Below are 16,148 nucleotides of genomic sequence, written 5' to 3' on the forward strand. Positions count from 1 at the left end.
CGGTCGCGCGCGGCGTCCGGGCTCCGCCGGCCCCGTGGAGCGACTTGACAGCGCCCTTCCGGCGGCCGCAGGATCGCCCCCGTGAACCTGTCAGACAGCCGGACAGGTGGTCGGCCCGCCCGGCGTGTCAGCGCCATGGAGGCCGTGCTCGGCCACCTGCGCGACGCCATCGAGCGCGGCGAGTACGCGATCGGCGACAAACTGCCCTCCGAGGCGGAGCTGTGCCGCACCCTGGAGGTCTCCCGCCCGGTGCTCCGCGAGGCGCTGCGTGCCCTGCAGACCATGGGGCTGACCGTCTCCCGGACCGGCAAGGGCACCTTCGTCGTCGCCGACGCCGTCGAGGACCCCACCTTCGGCGACTACGCGGCCGGTGACCTGCTGGAGGTGCGCCGGCACGTGGAGATCCCCGTCGCGGGCTACGCCGCCCGGCGCCGCACCCCGGAGAACCTCGACCACCTGGTTCGCCTGCTGGACCGCATGGAGCGGGAGACGGACACCACCGTCTGGGTCGCGATGGACACCCTCTTCCACCTCGCCGTGGCCGAGGCCGCCCAGAACCCCGTCTTCCGCCGGGTCATCGAGGAGATCCGCGACGCGCTGGCCCGCCAGTCCGCCTTCCTCAACGAGCTGGGCGGCCGGCGCGAACAGTCCGACCGCGAGCACCGGGCGATCGTCCAGGCGCTGATCGACGGCTCCGGCCACGACGCGGAACAGGCCATGGCCCACCACCTGGACCGCGTCGGGACCGCCCTCACCGACATCGTGCGCGCCACGCGCGCGGACATCCCCGCACCCGGCGGCCCGCAGGCGTCGCCGTCCCGCCCGCCCACGACCCCCAGGCAGTGATGTACAGCATTTCCCCCGCGGAAGCCCCTCCGGTCCGCGAGCCCCGCCACGTCCCCGTCGCCCACCTCGTCCGCGGCGGAGTCGTGGAGGGAGTCCACCACGGCTCCGTCGTCGTCCTCGGACCGGACGGCGAGGTCCGTCTCCGGCTCGGTGACCCGGAGGCGGCCTGCTACCCGCGCTCCGCGCTCAAGCCCCTGCAGGCGGTGGCCATGGTCCGGGCCGGGCTCCCGCTCGACGGCGAGCTGCTCTCCCTCGCCGCCGCGAGCCACTCCGGCGAGGAACGCCACCTCACCGGCACCCGGCGCATCCTCGAACTCGCCGGGCTCACCGAGCACCACCTGCGCAACGTGCCCGACCTGCCGTTCGACCCGGTCGTGCGGGACGCCTGGGTGCGCGAGGGCCGGCTGCCCTCCCGCCTCGCGCAGAACTGCTCGGGCAAGCACGCGGCGATGCTCTACACCTGCAAGCTCAACGGCTGGCCCCTCGACGGCTACCTCGACCCCGGCCACCCGCTCCAGCAGGCCGTCGCCGCCCTCGTCGAGGACCTCACAGGGCAGCGCATCGCCCGGGTCACCGTCGACGGATGCGGTGCCCCGCTGTTCGCCGTCTCGCTGCACGGGCTGGCCCGCGCCGCCGCCCGGATCACCACCGCCGCGCCCGGCAGCCCCGAGGCCCGGGTCGCGGACGCGATGCGCGAGCACGCCGAGATGGCCTCCGGCTCCGGCCGGGACGTCGCCGCGCTGATGCGGGCCGTGCCCGGGCTGCTGGCCAAGGACGGCTTCGAGGGCGTCCAGGTCGCCGCCCTGCCCGACGGCCGCGCCGTCGCCGTGAAGATAGCCGACGGGGCGAACCGGGCGCGGGTCCCGGTGGCCGCCGCCGCGCTCGCCCGCGCCGGTGTCGACCCGGCGACGCTCGCCGAGTTCGCCGGCGAGCCGCTGCTCGGGGGCGGCCGCCCGGTCGGCAGCGTGCACCCGGTGCCCGCCCTCGCCCCCGTCCCCTCCGCGCCCCACGCCTGAGCGCCCGGGCCACCGCGGCCGGAGACGGCCGCGGGCGACGCCCGGGCCCTGGTCCGGCGAACGGCCACCGCCGCCGGGGCGCCGGGACCGGCCCGCGGGCAGAATGGCGATCATGACTGCGTCCACCACCTTCGAGCCGGTCCTGGAGCGCATCGCCGAGGAGATCCAGCGGACCCCCGGCAGCGGCAGGGCCGCCGACTACATCCCGGCGCTCGCCGCCCGGGACCCGCGCACCTTCGGCATGGCCGTGGCCGAACTCGACGGCACGGTGTACGGCGTGGGGGACTGGCGGCAGCCGTTCTCGGCGCAGTCCATCACCAAGGTCTTCACCCTCGCCCTCGACCTGGCGCGCGAGGGCGACGAACTCTGGGACCACGTCGGCCGTGAGCCGTCCGGCAACCCGTTCAACTCCCTGGTGCAGCTGGAGTACGAGAACGGCATCCCGCGCAACCCCTTCATCAACGCCGGTGCCCTCGTCGTCACCGACCGGCTGCACACCCGTACCGGCGACGCGGCCGGCGAACTGCTGTCCTTCCTGCGCGCCGAGAGCGGCAACCCCCACCTGGCCTTCGACGAGGAGGTCGCCGCCTCCGAGACCGCGCACGGCGACCGCAACGCCGCCCTCGCCCACTTCATGGCCTCATACGGCAACATCGACAACGACGTGCCGGAACTGCTCGACCAGTACTTCCGGCAGTGCTCGGTCGCCGCCTCCTGTGCCGACCTCGCCCTCGCCACCGGCTTCCTCGCCCGGCACGGCATCCGGGCCGACGGCACCCGGCTGCTCAGCCGCAGCCAGGCCAAGCAGGTCAACGCCGTGATGCTGACCTGCGGGACGTACGACGCGGCGGGCGACTTCGCCTACCGGGTCGGGCTGCCCGGCAAGAGCGGCGTCGGCGGCGGCATCATCGCCGTGGTCCCCGGCCGCTGCACCCTGTGCGTGTGGAGCCCGGGCCTGGACGAGCGGGGCAACTCGGTGGCCGGCGTCGCCGCGCTGGACCGCTTCACCACGCTCACCGGTCTGTCGGTCTTCTGACCCCGCCGCCCACCACCGCCCCGGTGCCGCTCACACGGCGGTCACACGGACGCCGCCGGACGGAGAGCGGCGCTTCGGTTTCCGGCCACCCGCCGGCTGCATGCTGCCCGGGTGCTGTCCGTCCCCCTCCCCGTCGGCCTCCGGCGCTGCCGCATCCTGGGCCTGGTGGGCACCGCGTGTCTCGCGCTGGGCGGTGAGACGGCCGGAGCCCTGCCCGTGCGCGAGCTGCTCGCGCCGGCCTCCCCGCGCGCCGCGCTCGGCCTGGTCGGCGTCCACTTCGGCGTCGTCCTGCTGATCGCGGCCTGGGCGCTCCTCGGGCGGCGGCTGCGCGGACCGCAGCCGCCGACGCCCCGCGCCCTGCTGCTGGTGCTCGCCCTCTGGTCGGCGCCGCTGCTGTCGGCGCCGCCCCTGTTCAGCCGGGACGTCTACAGCTACCTCGCCCAGGGCGCCATGGTGGAGGCGCACATCGACGTCTACGCCCACGGCCCGTCGCGGCTCGGCGGGCCGCTCGCCGCCGAGGTGGCCCCGCTGTGGCAGCACACCGGCGCACCGTACGGCCCGGTGTTCCTCGGCGTCGCCGCCGCCCTGTCCGGCCTGACCGGCGGCGACCTCCCGGCCGGCCTGCTCGGCATGCGGCTCGTCGCGCTGGCCGGCCTGGCGCTGATGGCCGCGGCGCTGCCCCGGCTGGCCCGCGCGAGCGGCGCCGACCCGGCCGCCGCGCTGTGGCTCGGCGCCCTCAACCCGCTGGTCCTGCTGCACGTGGTGGCGGGCGCGCACAACGACGCCGTCATGCTGGGCCTGCTCGGCGCCGGCCTGGTCGCCGCGCTCGGCCGGTGGCCCGTGCTCGCAGCGGTGCTCGTCACCCTCGCCGCCCTGGTCAAGGCGCCCGCCGCGCTCGGGCTCGCCGCGGTCGTCGTGCTCCGGGTCCGGGCCTGCCGCCACCCGGTGCGGGCCGTGCTGACCACCTCCCTCGCCGCGGCGGCCACCACGGTCGCCGCGACGGCCGCGGCCGGTACCGGATACGGCTGGACGGCGACGCTCAACACTCCCGTCTCGCCGGGGAACTGGGCCCTGACCGGCCTCCTGGGCCGGGCCACCCGCGCCCTTCTGGAGCGGGCGGGCAGCGATCTCGCGCACCTGGCCGTCCCGGCCTGGCGCACGCTCGGCGTGCTGGCCGCCGTCGTCACCGTCCTCGTCATCTGGCTGCGGCTGCGCCCGCACCCCGTCTACGCGCTCGGCCTGAGCCTGGCCGTGGTCGCCGCCCTCGGCCCCGCGATCCGCCCCTGGTACGCCCTGTGGGGCCTGTTCCTCATCGCCGCCGCCGCGCCCACCGCGTCCGTACGGCACCGCACGGCGGCCGTGACCGCGGTGCTCGCGGTCCTCGCCCTGCCCGGCGGCGGCCCGGCCGACCCGGGACAGCTCGCGCCGGCCGTCCTCGGCGGCGTGCTCGCGGTGGTCGTGCTCCGGCGGGCGCACCAGGCCCGGCCGGCGCCCGCGTGGGAGCGGACCGCGTGAGGCCGCCCCGCACCGACCGCGGCCGGCTGCTCCTGGTGCTCGTCCTGGCCGCCGCCGTCACGCTGTTCACGGCGACGGTGCCGCTGCTGCGGGACTGGTTCGACCTGCGCGTCTACCACGGGGCCGTGCACAGCTGGGTGCACGGCGACGGAGGGCTCTACGACTACCGGGTGCCGGGCACGCCGTACGGCTTCACCTACCCGCCGTTCGCCGCGCTCGTCATGCTGCCGATGGCCTGGACCGGCCTCGGCACCGCCATCGCCGTCACCCTCCTGCTGAACCTGACCGCACTCGCCCTGGTCCTGCGCATCCTGGCGGGACCGGGCCGGTGGCGGCACGGCTGGTACGGCTGCGCCCTGGCCGTCCCGGCCCTCGCCCTGTTCGAACCGCTGCGCGACACGATCAGCTTCGGCCAGGTCAACATCCTGCTGCTGGCGCTGGTCCTGGCCGACGCCCGGCTGCTCGCCTCCCGGCGCGGCCGGTGGGCCGGCGCCGGCATCGGGCTCGCGGCGGCGGTCAAGCTCACGCCCGTCCTGTTCATCGGCCTGCTGCTGCTCGCCCGCCGGTGGCGTGCGGCAGGCGTCGCGACCGCCGTCGCCGCCGGGGCGACCGCGTTCGCCGCCTGGGCGGCCCCGGGCGCCTCGCGGTTCTACTGGACCGAGGCCGTGTGGGACACCTCCCGTGTCGGCCGCCTCTCCTACGTCTCCAACCAGTCCCTCCAGGGCGTCCTGGCCCGGCTCGGCGCACCGGATCGCGAGCTGTGGGCGGTGGTGGCGCTGCTGGTCCTCGGCGGGTGGGCGTGGCGGGCCCGCCGGGCCGCCGCCGCGGGCGACTGGACGGCCGCGTTCGCCCTCACCGGGCTCGCCGCGTGTCTGGTCAGCCCCGTCACCTGGGTGCACCACCTGGTGTGGCTGCTGCCGTCCTTCGCGGTGCTGGTCCGCGCCGGGCATCCGCGGGCGGCGGGTGCCGTGTACGCCGTGCTGTGCACCAGCGTGGTCTGGCTGTGGGCCGACGACGCCTCCGGCCCCGGCGGCTTCCTCGGCGGCAACGCCTACGTCTGGATCGCGCTCGGCCTGCTGGCGGCGCTGCCCACCGGTCACTCCTCCTCCGGTCGGCCGACGACGAGCCGGATGCCCAGGGCCACGACGCCCGCACCGAGTCCGGCGGCGCCCGCGACCGCCAAGGACTCCGGCCAGCCGGGCCCGTCCTGTGCCGGAGCGGACGCCGTGACCGCCGGGGCGGCCGGGCCCGCCGGGGACGCCGCCGGGCCCGGCCGCCCCGGACCCGCAAGGCGTCCAGCGAGCCCACCGGTTCCACCCGTCCGGCCGCCTCGAACCCCCAGTCCAGCAGCGCGCGCGCCTCCTCGTACACCGCGAAGCCGCCGCCCCTTTGAGGGTTCATCACCGTCACCACCAGGGTGCGTCCGTCGCGCCGGGCGGCGGCGACGAGGGTGTGACCGGCCCTGCTGGTGTAGCCGTTCTTGACACCGATCGCCCCGGGGTACGGCTCGACACCGTCCGCTCCGGTCAGCAGCCGGTTGGTGTTGCGGATGGGGTAGAAGCCGCCGGCGCGGCCGGGGAACCTGGCCTCGACCCGGGCGCTGTACCGCGCGAACTCCGGGTTGCGCAGCCCGGCCCGGCCGAACACCGCCAGGTCGTACGCCGACGAAACCTGGCCCGGTGCGTCGTAGCCGTCGGGTGAGACCACGCGGGTGTCGCGGGCGCCGAGCGCGCGGGCCTCGGCCTGCATCCGCTCGGCCGTCGCCCGCCAGCCGCCGGTGAGTTCGGCCAGGACGTGCACGGCGTCGTTGCCGGAGTTGAGGAAGACCCCGTTCCACAGGTCGGCCACCCGGTAGGTGCGGCCCTCGGCGACGCCGACCAGGCTGCTGCCCGGCCCGACGTCCGACAGCTCCTTCGCCCGCACCTCGTGCCGGACGCCCCCGGGCAGGACCGGCAGCATCGTCAGCGCGAACAGCGTCTTGAGGGTGCTGGCGGGCGGCAGCTTGCGGTGCGCGTCGTGCGCGGCGAGCACGGCGCCGGTGCCGGCGTCGGCCACGATCCAGGACAGGGCGGAGATCTTCGGTACCTCCGGCGTCCCGGGGTGCGGCCGGACCTGGGTACCGGAGCGGTAGAGCAGGGCGGGCCGGGGCGCCGCCGCGCCCGGCCCGCCCTGGACACCCGGGTCCGGCGGCCTGGAGCGGGCGCCCGCCGCGGCGGGCGCGAGCGCCAGCAGACCCGCCACACAGAGGGCACAGGTGGACAGGGCCGTCCGGTAAGTAAATCCGACAGTCATGGCGCAAACGTAGGAATGTGTCGGCGGAACGCCGGGCTGCCCGGGCCGCGTCGTGCGCGCGAGCACCCGGATGCCGCACTGTGTCAGCCGGCGGGCAGCGTCGGCTGGACGCTCCGCAGGAAGGTGGCGTTGTCCGGTGTCGCGCGCAGACGCTCCAGCAGCGTCTCCAGTGCGGCCACCCCGTCCCGCGCCCCCAGGGCCCGCCGCAGTCCGCGTACGGCCGTCGACTCGGCCGGGGACAGCAGCAGTTCCTCCCGGCGGGTGCCGGACGCGTCGATGTCCACGGCCGGGAAGAGGCGCCGGGCGGCCGCCTCGCGGCTCAGCCGCAGCTCCATGTTGCCGGTGCCCTTCAGCTCCTCGAAGAAGTAATCGTCGGCGCGCGAGCCGGTCTCCACCAGCGCGGTGGCGAGGATGGTGAGCGAGCCGCCCTCCTCGGCCTGCCGGGCGGCGCCGAAGAACCGCTTGGGCCCGAGCAGCGCACCGGCGTCCACACCGCCGCTCAGCGTGCGGCCCCCGGACGCGGCGGCGTTGTTGTGGGCCCGGCACAGCCGGGTGAGGGAATCCATCAGGACGACGACGTCCTGGCCGGCCTCGACGAGCCGCTTGGCCCGCTCGATCACCAGCTCGGCCAGTGCGATGTGGTCCTTGGCGGGCCGGTCGAAGGTCGAGGCGTACACCTCGCCCCGCACCGAGCGGCGCATGTCGGTGACCTCCTCGGGCCGCTCGTCGAGCAGCAGCACCAGCAGCCGGCACTCCGGGTGGTTGCCGGCGACGGCGGCGGCGAGCTGCTGGAGGAGGACGGTCTTGCCGGTCTTCGGCGGGGCCACGATCAGCCCCCGCTGCCCCTTGCCGACCGGGGCGATCAGATCGGTCATCCGGCCGGCCGCGCCGGCCGCCGGGTGTTCCAGGCGCAGCCGCTCGTGCGGGTGCAGCGGCGTCAGGTCGCGGAAGTGCCGCCGGTCCCGCAGCCGGTCCGGCGTCCGGCCGTTGACGCGGACGACGTCGGTCAGTGCGCGCCCGGGGCCGCGTACCCCTTCGACCAGGTCACCCCGGCGCAGACCGTGACGGCGGACCAGGGCGGGGGAGAGGGTGGGGTCGGACGGGGTGGGCAGCAGGCCGGCGGGGCACAGACGGCCCTTCCCACCCGTGTCGATGTCGAGGACGCCGGTGGCGATCTCGGCGGGGGACTGCTGGACCGGAGGGTGTTCGAGTGTGGTGGTCATGGTGGAGCGGTCCTTTCACGGACGGCAGACAGGAGGCATGCGGAGGGGAAGGGGAGGAAGCCGCGAGGGGAGGCCGGTGGTCGCGCCTCGGGAACGGCGGGAACAGCACCTCGGGTACGGCGGAGAAGCCCTGCTCACGAGGTGGTGCGGGAAAGCCGGCGCGCCGGTCGACGGGGTCGAGCGGTATCGGCGAACCGAGTGGAGATCGAGAAGAACTGCACCGGAGCCCATCATCGGGGCGTACACGCGTGCTGATCGCACTGTAGCACGAGGGGACGGATGACTCCGCCCCCTCGTGCCGTGGCCGTGATCGGGACCCCTCCCTTCCGCCCGTTCATCGCACGGGCGGTGCCGCCTGCCGGGCCGTGCTCACCTCCCCGCCAGGGCCTCCGCCTCCTGTGCGATCCGGTCGAACTGTGCGCCCATGGCCTCGGCCAGCGCCTGCAGGCCGGACAGCGGACGCACCATCACCATCAGTTCGTCGATGCGCCCGTCCTCGTCGAGGTGCAGGAAGTCGCAGCCGGTGATCTCGCGGTCGCCCACCCGGGCGGTGAACACCAGCGCGTGGTCCCGGCCATCCGGGTCGCCGATCTCCCGCACGTACCGGAAGTCCTCGAACACCCGCACGACACCACGCAGGATCGCCGACGTGATCGCCTTGCCGCGGTACGGCTTGAACACCGCCGGGCTGGTGAAGACCACGTCCTCGGCGAGCAGTGCCTCGACGGCCTCGATGTCGCGCGCTTCGACGGCCGCACGGAATGGCTGCATCGACTGCTCCTATTCAACTAGTTGAGTAAGTGTGCAGTAGAATAGTCACCCGATTGCTAGCGTGTCGACATGTCTCTCAAATACGCCGTCCTGGCCGCCCTGCTGGAGGGCGAGGCCTCGGGCTACGAACTGTCCAAGGCCTTCGACGTGTCGTTCGCCAACTTCTGGCCCGCGACGCCGCAGCAGCTCTACCGGGAGCTGGAGCGTCTCGCCGGGGACGGGCTGATCGAGGCCCGGGTGGTGCGCCAGGAGCGCCGCCCCGACAAGCGGCTGTTCTCCCTCACCGCGGCCGGCCGGCGCCACCTGGGCGACTTCGCCGCCGAGCCGACCCGGCGGCCGACCGCCGTCCGGGACGAGTTCCTGATCAAGATGCAGGCCATGGACGGCGTCGGAGTGGACCCCGGGACGGCCCGTGCCCTGGTCGAGGAGCGCAGGTCCTGGGCGCTCGGCAAGCTCGCCCGGTACGAGCGTGTCCGGGAGCGGCTCCTGGACGGCCGCACCGAGGACGCGTACCTGCGGGAGGCGGACCGGGTCGGCCCCTACCTCACCCTGCTGGCCGGGATCGCCTTCGAGCGGGAGAACGCACACTGGTGCGACCGCGTCCTCGCGGTCCTCGCCGAGCGCGCCCAGCCGGCCGACTAGGCTGGCGGAATGTTCCGCCCCGAGGGCCCCACGCTGCGTGAACTCGCCGTCCAGGCGCTGTCGTCGGTCGAGCGGGGATACGACCTGCTCGCCCCGAAGTTCGACCACACCCCGTACCGGACGCCCGACGCCGTGCTGGAGGCCGTGGCGTCGGCCCTGGCGCCGATGGGGCCCTTCGACGCGGGGCTGGACCTGTGCTGCGGCACCGGCGCCGGGGCGGGCGTGCTGTCCCGGGTGTGCCGCCGCAGCGTCACGGGCGCCGACTTCAGCGCGGGCATGCTGGCGGTCGCCCGCGAGCGTGCCGGGCGGAGCCTGCCGGGACGGTCCGGGGGGCCGGCGCTCTCCTGGGTCCGTGCCGACGCCCGCGCGCTGCCGTTCACCGCCGCCTTCGACCTCGTCGTCAGCTTCGGGGCGTTCGGGCACTTCCTGCCGCGGGAACTGCCCGGGCTCTTCACCGAGGTGCGCTCCGTGCTGCGGCCGGGCGGCTGCTTCGCCTTCCCGGTCGCGGCACCCCCTCGGCCGGGCAGCCCCGGGTACTGGGCGCTGCTCGGCTTCGACGCGGCGATGCGGGTCCGCAATGCGCTGTGGCACCCGCCGTTCGTGATGTACTACCGGACGTTCCGGCTCGATGACGTACGGCGTGAGCTGGCCCGGGCCGGCTTCCGGGTCGCTCTGCACCCGCTGGAGCGGTTCGGCCGGCGCCCCGACGGCAGCCCGCGCGTCCGCCTGGTCGTGGCGCGGCCGGAGCCGTGGCCCGCCGTCCCGGTCAGCCCGCCGCCGGCAGCGTGAACTCGTAGACCAGCGCCTCCTGCTGGTCGTCCACCAGCAGGTCGGTGATCTCCAGCAGCCGGGCGTGCTGGTCCTGCACGCGCCGGGTGACCCGGACCGACGGGGTGTCCGGGAGCCGGGAGATGGTGTCCCGGTGGTGCAGGGTCAGGCCCGCGCGGCGCATCCAGTCGTAGACCCGGCGCAACTGGGCCGAGGCGGCGCCGTCGGCGCGGTCGCGGTACCGGGCCAGCTCCTCGACCTCGGCGAGCGCCACGGCCGAGAACGAGGTGACGGCCGTGCGCCGGCCGCGCCCGTCAGGGGCGGTGGACGCGTAGCGGTGCACCAGCGTCCGCCGGCCCGGCGACAGTCCCAGGACGGCGGCGTGCTCGGGCGGCGGCGCCTCCCAGGCGACGGTGGCCCGGTCCACCGTGCACGGGTCCGCCGGCCGCGCGCCGACCGGGAAGACCAGGCTCGCCGGGCTCTGGGCCGGCGGTCCGGACAGCGCGGCGTGGCTGCCCCGGCGGTCGGTGGCGACCAGGCCGTCCCGGCGCAGTACCTCCAGCGCCTGCCGCACGGTCTCCCGGCTGACCCCGAAGTGCTCGGCCAGCCGGCGTTCGCCCGGCAGCCGTTCACCGGGCGGGATGGTGCCGTCGTGCAGCTCGTCGAGCAGCTCTGTCGCGATCCGCCAGTACAGGGGCTGTGCGGCGGCGACGGGATCGGCGACGAAGTGGTGGTGCGGGGTGGTGCGGGCCATGCCGCGCCCTCCTGGTGGTGACGTTCGGTAGCCATGCGGACTCGGTGCGCCACCATGACTACCATTGGTCTAAACCAGCAGGGAAGAGCGGCCCGTGAGTTCGGCCGAAACCCGACCGCTCCTCACAGCCGCGAGCGCAGCCAGCGCAGCTTGGCGGCCTCCTGGTAAGGACCGCCGCCCTCGTGGTCGTTGAAGTCGTACACCTCGATCTCCTTGTCCTCGTGCGCCCAGGCGTTGAACGCCGCGAACACCGTCGAGGGCGGGCAGGTCTGGTCCTCCAGGGCGGCGGAGAACAGCGCGGGCGCCCGGCCGCGCGCCGCGAAGTGCACGCCGTCGAAGTAGGACAGGGTGCGCAGGGCGTCCGCGGTGCGACCGCGGTGGGTCTTGAGGTAGAGGCCGATCTCGCGGTACGGGTGCCGGTCGGTGAGCGTCGTCGCGCGCGGGAAGTCGCACAGGAACGGCACGTCCGGCGCGATGGCCGCGAGGTCCGGCACCAGAGCGCCGACGGCGAGCGTGATGCCCCCGCCCTGGCTGCCGCCGACGGCCGCGGTGCGCGCCGGGTCGGTCAGCGGATGCGAGCGGGCCGCCTCCACGGCACGCACCGCGTCCGTGAAGACCCGCCGGTAGTAGTAGTTCTCCGGCGCGTCCAGTCCCCGGGTCATGAACCCCGGGTACGCGGGCGTGCCGCCGACCGGGTCCGCCGTGCCGCCTCCGCCGCCCCAGGCGCTGCCCTGACCGCGGGTGTCCATCACGAAGTGCGCCCGGCCCGTCGACGCCCACAGCAGGTGCTCGTGGGGCAGCCCGCGCCCGCCGCCGTAGCCCACGAACTCCACGACCAGCGGCAGCGGCGCCTCGGCCCCCGCGGGCAGCACCAGCCAGCCCTTCACCGGGTGACCGCCGAACCCCGCGAACGTCACGTCGTACACCGTCACGGTGGTCAGCCCGGTCTCGACCGGCTCGAAGCGGGCGTCCAGGTCGTGCTCGCGGGCTTCCTCGAGGGTCTTGGTCCAGAACGCGTCGAAGTCCTCGGGCGCGGTGGACTCGCTGCGGTGGGCGCGGAGTTCGTCGAGCGGAAGGTCGAACAGGGCCATCGAGAACCGCCTTTGGGTCAGGGGACGGAGTGACGCCGTACGGATGATCACACCGTACGCGGGTGATCGCGGCCCTGACCAGGTACCCGGCCCCCGGTCGGCCCCCGGCCGGGCCCGGGTCCGCGGCGGACGCCGGGTCACGCCCGGCGGTGGGTCCACTCCGGTTCGACGCGCGCCCACGCCCGGTCCCACTCGGCCATACGGTGCCGCATGGCGACGCGGCGTACGGCGCAGCGCGCCAGCAGGACCACGGTCACGGTTCCGGCCGTGGTGGCCACGCCGATGGTGAGGGTGTGCTGCCACACCGTGGTGGCGTCGGCCGGCGGCAGCACGTACCGCCCCTCGGAGTCCAGCCAGACGTCGACCGTCTCGCCGCGCCGGGTGTCCGCCGGGACCCGCGCCGCGGTGGACTGCTCGATGCCGCCCGGCTCCGTCCAGCGCACGGTCGCCTGGTACGAGTGGTATCCGCCGGCATGCACCGACGGCAGCGCGTCGGGGGCCTTGCCGACCACCTCGGCGCGCACCTGCCGACGCTCGGCCCGCTGCTCCGCCGCGACCTCGCGCGCCTGGCCGTGCGCCCACCAGGCCGAGGCGGCACCGAGCAGCGGGGCCCCGACGAACAGCAGGACGGCGACGGCCAGCACCGTCCAGGCTTCCACGACGTCCGACCGGCGCCGCAGCGGATTGTGCCGCCAGCGCCAGCCGCGTACCCGGGTTCGCATCTCGACCTCCTCGCGCTCACCGCGGCCGAGGGCGGGACGGAAGGCCGTCCGAGGGCGGGACCGCCGCTCCCTCCGCATCGCGCCACGCGTGCGGGTGCCCGCACTGGTCTGGTACCCCGTCCGGCGGCCCTCGATCACCACGTAGCCCACCCCGGAACCCGGGTCAGGTGCCCGTGCGGGGCAGGGGGAAACCCGGCCCGGGCGCGGGGCCCACGGGTTCCGGCCGCGCGGGCCGGCCCGGCGTCAGCCGAAGCGCTCGATGCGGATGCGGTCGACGGGCTGCCCGCCCGCCACGAGCAGCCGCGAGGCGTGCTCGGCGAAGGAGTTCGAGCCGCACACATAGGCCTCCCAGCCGCCGGCCGGCCGCTCGGCCAGCAACGGCGCCAGGTGCGCGGCGCTCAGCCGGCCCACCGGCGTGCCCTGCGGGGCACTGCGGGTGAACACCGGCGTCGTCTCCGCGCCGTACTCCCGGGCGTAGATCAGCTCCTCGGGGCTGCGCGCGGAGACCAGCAGCCGCACCGGCACGGTCAGTCCCCGCGCCCGGTGGTGCCGGACCATGGACATCAGCGGTACGACCCCGGAGCCGGCGCCGATCAGCAGCGCGGGCCGGTCGCCCGGCCAGGCGAAGAAGCCGCTGAGCGGGCCGCGCACCTCGACCCGGTCACCGGGCCGGGCCACCGTGTGGAACCATCCGGAGACCTCGCCGTCCGCGACATGGTCGAGGGTCAGCTCGATGTGCACCGAGTCGTCGGGCGCCGAGGCCAGGGAGTAGTGGCGCTGGGCCACGTAGCCGTCCGCGGCGGTGAGCCGCAGCATCAGGTGCTGGCCGGGCAGATGGCCCGCCCAGCCCGGCACGGCGAACCGGAAGGTGGCCGCCCGCGGTGTCTCGCGGCGGATCTCGGTGAGCGTGGCGGTCTGCCACCGCGCGGCCACCTGCTCGCTCACCGCGATGCGGCCGGGCACGGCGAACCGCGTCGGGGGAGTGAAGGAGGGCACCGCGCCCGTCGCCGTCTCAGTCACCGGAGTACCGCTGTTCCTGCCAGGGATTGCCCCGGGCGTGGTAGCCGTTGCGCTCCCAGAAGCCCGGCTCGTCGTGGTCGAGCAGTTCCAGGCCCGCGACCCACTTGACGCTCTTCCAGAAGTACAGGTGGGGCACCACCAGCCGGGCCGGACCGCCGTGCTCGGGGGCGAGCGGCCGGCCGTCGTACTCCCACACGATCCAGGCGCGCCCGCCGGTCAGGTCCGCGAGCGGCAGGTTCGCGCTGTAGCCGGTGTGCGCGTAGGCCACCGCGTGGGTGGCGGCCGGCAGCGGGCCCGCGGCCCGGAGGAAGGCGTCCAGGGACACCCCGCCGAACCGCACGCCGAACTTGGACCAGCCGGTCACACAGTGGATGTCGCCCTCGTACGCCGACGCGGGCAGCCGGCGGGCCTCTTCCCAGGTCCAGGTGCGCGGCTCGGCCACCAGGCCGCCGATGCGCAGGGACCAGTCGGCGGCGGTGAGATCGGGCGTGACCTCGGCGGACAGCACCGGCCAGTCGTCGCCGGCGTCGTACTGACCGGGCGGCAGCCCGGCGCGGGCGGTGCGCGGGCGGCCGGTGAAGCCTCGGGTGATGTTCATGCGGGTGGTGCCTTCCGGGCCGCCGCGAGGGCCGCCCCCGGGTCGGACGTGATCGTGCGTGCGCACACCACCGTACGCGCCCGCGGCTACCGCTCGGCGCCGGGCCCTGGCCAGGCGTTGTACCGCTCCAGGTACGCGGCGAAGCGCAGCAGGTCCTGCTCCGGCCAGTCCGCGAGCCGTTCCCGCACGGCGGTCCGGCGGCTCGCCGTGACCTGGGCCAGGATGCTGCGGCCGGCCTGCGTCAGATGCAGCAGCTGCACCCGGTGGTCCTCCGGGTCGAGGCGCCGCTCGACCAGCCCGGCCCGCTCCATGGCGGCCACCTGGCGGCTGACGGTGGACTTGTCCAGCGCGTAGTGGGCGGCCAGGTCGGTGGCCCGGCAGCCGCCCCGCTCCTCCAGGTGCCCGAGGAGGGTGTACGACACCAGCGACAGCTCGGGGTGCATGCGTCCCGCCGAGGCGCGGGCGCGGCGGGCGAACGCCGTCATCTCCCGCTGGATGGTCTCCACGGCCGCGTCCGCCGCGGGGCCGCGGGGGGTGAGGGGCGTCTCATCGGGCGTCTCGGCTGCTCCCACGGGACCTCCTCCGGTCTTTGGTTGTACAGTACAACTTGCAGAGAGAGTTGTAGAAGCCAACTATTTTCCGGGAGGAAGGGCCGATGCCGTCGCACGCCCTGCGCCACGTGCTCACGCACCTGATCACCCCGCTACTGATGTGCGTCGGCATGGGGCTCGCGTACATGGGGGCGTTCGTCACCCCCGAGCCGAACCACCTGCCGGTCGCCGTCGTCGGGTCCGGGCCCGAGGCCGAGGCGCTCGCCCGGTCGGTGCAGGACGAGGCCGGTGACGCGCTCGACGTCCGGACCGTGGCCACCCGGGCCGAGGCCGTCGGCCTGCTGCGGTCCCGCGCCATCACCGGCGCCTACGTGCCCGGCGAGCGGACGCCCGAGGTCGTCGTGGCCACCGCCGCCTCCGACATGGGCGCCATGGCGGCGGAGAAGGTCTTCGCCCCCGTCGCGGAACAGCACGGCGTCCCGCTGACGGTGACCGACGTGGCCGCCCCGGTCGACGACGACCCCACCGGGCAGGGCCTGTTCTTCCTGCTGGTCGCGGTCAGCATCGGCTCCTACGCCTCCGTAGCCGCGATCGGCGCGGCCGGGTCCGCCCTGCCGATGCGCGTCCGGGCGCTGCTGACCCTCGGCGTCTCCGGCGTGGTCGGCGGCATCGGCGCCCTGCTCGCCGGGCCGGTGTTCCATCTCGCCCACCACGACCTGGCCGGCCTGTTCGGCATGGCCTGGCTGTACGCGGCCGGCATCCTGTTCCTCGGCGTCGGCCTGCACACCTTCCTCAAGCGATGGACCACGCTCGCCATGATGGTCCTGTTCGTGATGCTCAACTTCACCAGCTCCGGCGGCCTGTTCCGGCCCGAGCTGCAGAACGGCTTCTTCGGCACCCTGCACGCCTTCTGGAACGGCGCGGGCTTCGTCGAGGGCGCCCGCGGCCTGCTGTACTTCGACGGCGACGGACTGGCCCGCAACCTCTGGACGCTGGCCGCCTGGCTGGTCCTGGGCCTGGCGGCGGTGGCGGTCGCCGCCCTGCGCGAGCGCGCGACGGCACCCGCGGCGCCGCGGCACCGGACCCGGCGGGAGCGGGCGGCCGAGGAGGAGGCCGAGGAGGCCGTCGGCGTCTGATCACTGGGGTAAGGTGGCCGACGGCCGCGGACCGTCCCGGCCGTCGCAACCCGAGGAGGTGAGACCCATCACCGCTGTGCCGGTCCGGGTGCTCTCATCTCTCGGCAGGGTCACCGTCAGCAGGTGACCGCGGGAGCGCCCTTCGTACGTCGAAAGGCTCCCGCCTC

General features: G+C 75.2%; 15 protein-coding genes and 2 pseudogenes. 8 read left to right on the forward strand and 9 right to left on the reverse strand.

The genetic code is table 11. The features are described from left to right. Window positions 1-81 precede the first annotated feature (81 nt). The 5 genes and pseudogenes from ACLGIH_RS31060 (at window position 82) to ACLGIH_RS31080 (ending at window position 5,806) form a co-directional block, all read left to right on the forward strand. Window positions 82-846 carry a FadR/GntR family transcriptional regulator gene (locus ACLGIH_RS31060; protein ID WP_416528602.1) on the forward strand — a complete coding sequence of 255 codons (765 nt, stop codon included), beginning with the start codon at window positions 82-84 and terminating at the stop codon, window positions 844-846. Next, a complete protein-coding gene (locus tag ACLGIH_RS31065; RefSeq protein WP_416528603.1) occupies window positions 846-1,862 on the forward strand; it encodes an asparaginase in 1,017 nt (338 codons plus the stop codon). Before ACLGIH_RS31060 ends, ACLGIH_RS31065 begins: the two co-directional genes overlap by 1 nt. A gap of 103 nt (window positions 1,863-1,965) precedes the next feature. Next, entirely contained in the window at window positions 1,966-2,898 is a 933-nt protein-coding gene (locus ACLGIH_RS31070) for a glutaminase (protein WP_416528604.1), read from the forward strand. A 114-nt stretch (window positions 2,899-3,012) separates the two neighbouring features. Then, window positions 3,013-4,413: a polyprenol phosphomannose-dependent alpha 1,6 mannosyltransferase MptB gene (gene mptB / locus ACLGIH_RS31075; RefSeq protein WP_416529524.1), complete on the forward strand. Its 1,401-nt coding sequence runs from the start codon at window positions 3,013-3,015 to the stop codon at window positions 4,411-4,413. Continuing rightward, window positions 4,410-5,806, forward strand: a pseudogene (locus ACLGIH_RS31080) (glycosyltransferase 87 family protein). The gene mptB and the pseudogene ACLGIH_RS31080 overlap by 4 nt, the downstream one beginning before the upstream one ends. A 59-nt stretch (window positions 5,807-5,865) precedes the next feature. Here the strand turns inward: ACLGIH_RS31080 and ACLGIH_RS31085 are convergent. The 3 genes and pseudogenes from ACLGIH_RS31085 to ACLGIH_RS31095 form a co-directional block, all read right to left on the reverse strand. After that, window positions 5,866-6,705 (reverse strand): annotated as a pseudogene (locus ACLGIH_RS31085) (D-alanyl-D-alanine carboxypeptidase family protein); the annotation flags it as partial. Between the two features lie 83 nt (window positions 6,706-6,788). Continuing rightward, the gene (gene rho / locus ACLGIH_RS31090) at window positions 6,789-7,928 is read right to left on the reverse strand and encodes a transcription termination factor Rho (protein ID WP_416528605.1); all 1,140 of its coding nucleotides are present in this window, start codon (window positions 7,926-7,928) and stop codon (window positions 6,789-6,791) included. A gap of 369 nt (window positions 7,929-8,297) precedes the next feature. Then, window positions 8,298-8,699 (reverse strand): nuclear transport factor 2 family protein, encoded by a 402-nt coding sequence (locus tag ACLGIH_RS31095; RefSeq protein ID WP_416528606.1) that lies wholly within the window; start codon window positions 8,697-8,699, stop codon window positions 8,298-8,300. A 69-nt stretch (window positions 8,700-8,768) separates the two neighbouring features. On the opposite strand from ACLGIH_RS31095, the gene ACLGIH_RS31100 reads away from it, so the two are divergent. After that, window positions 8,769-9,341 (forward strand): PadR family transcriptional regulator, encoded by a 573-nt coding sequence (locus tag ACLGIH_RS31100; RefSeq protein WP_416528607.1) that lies wholly within the window; start codon window positions 8,769-8,771, stop codon window positions 9,339-9,341. A 9-nt stretch (window positions 9,342-9,350) separates the two neighbouring features. Next, the gene (locus ACLGIH_RS31105; protein ID WP_416528608.1) at window positions 9,351-10,130 is read left to right on the forward strand and encodes a class I SAM-dependent methyltransferase; all 780 of its coding nucleotides are present in this window, start codon (window positions 9,351-9,353) and stop codon (window positions 10,128-10,130) included. On the opposite strand, the gene ACLGIH_RS31110 is transcribed toward ACLGIH_RS31105, so the two are convergent. From ACLGIH_RS31110 to ACLGIH_RS31135, 6 genes are all read right to left on the reverse strand, one after another. Next, window positions 10,108-10,863 carry a GntR family transcriptional regulator gene (locus ACLGIH_RS31110; protein WP_416528609.1) on the reverse strand — a complete coding sequence of 252 codons (756 nt, stop codon included), beginning with the start codon at window positions 10,861-10,863 and terminating at the stop codon, window positions 10,108-10,110. The genes ACLGIH_RS31105 and ACLGIH_RS31110 overlap by 23 nt on opposite strands. Window positions 10,864-10,985: 122 nt before the next feature. Continuing rightward, entirely contained in the window at window positions 10,986-11,954 is a 969-nt protein-coding gene (locus tag ACLGIH_RS31115; protein WP_416528610.1) for an acetylxylan esterase, read from the reverse strand. Window positions 11,955-12,091: 137 nt separating this feature from the next. After that, entirely contained in the window at window positions 12,092-12,676 is a 585-nt protein-coding gene (locus tag ACLGIH_RS31120) for an Rv1733c family protein (protein WP_416528611.1), read from the reverse strand. A gap of 243 nt (window positions 12,677-12,919) precedes the next feature. Next, complete coding sequence (locus ACLGIH_RS31125) at window positions 12,920-13,696, reverse strand: ferredoxin reductase (protein ID WP_416528612.1); 777 nt, start codon at window positions 13,694-13,696, stop codon at window positions 12,920-12,922. After that, entirely contained in the window at window positions 13,689-14,294 is a 606-nt protein-coding gene (locus ACLGIH_RS31130; protein ID WP_416528613.1) for a sulfite oxidase-like oxidoreductase, read from the reverse strand. Before ACLGIH_RS31130 ends, ACLGIH_RS31125 begins: the two co-directional genes overlap by 8 nt. Before the next feature lie 86 nt (window positions 14,295-14,380). Continuing rightward, window positions 14,381-14,866, reverse strand: coding sequence for a MarR family winged helix-turn-helix transcriptional regulator (locus ACLGIH_RS31135; protein ID WP_416528614.1), 486 nt, complete (start codon window positions 14,864-14,866; stop codon window positions 14,381-14,383). Between the two features lie 83 nt (window positions 14,867-14,949). On the opposite strand from ACLGIH_RS31135, the gene ACLGIH_RS31140 reads away from it, so the two are divergent. Beyond that, a complete protein-coding gene (locus ACLGIH_RS31140) occupies window positions 14,950-15,981 on the forward strand; it encodes a hypothetical protein (protein WP_416528615.1) in 1,032 nt (343 codons plus the stop codon). The last annotated feature ends 167 nt before the right edge of the window (window positions 15,982-16,148 follow it).

The sequence above is a fragment of the Streptomyces hamibioticus genome (genome assembly GCF_047946815.1).
Taxonomy (GTDB): Bacteria; Actinomycetota; Actinomycetes; order Streptomycetales; family Streptomycetaceae; genus Streptomyces.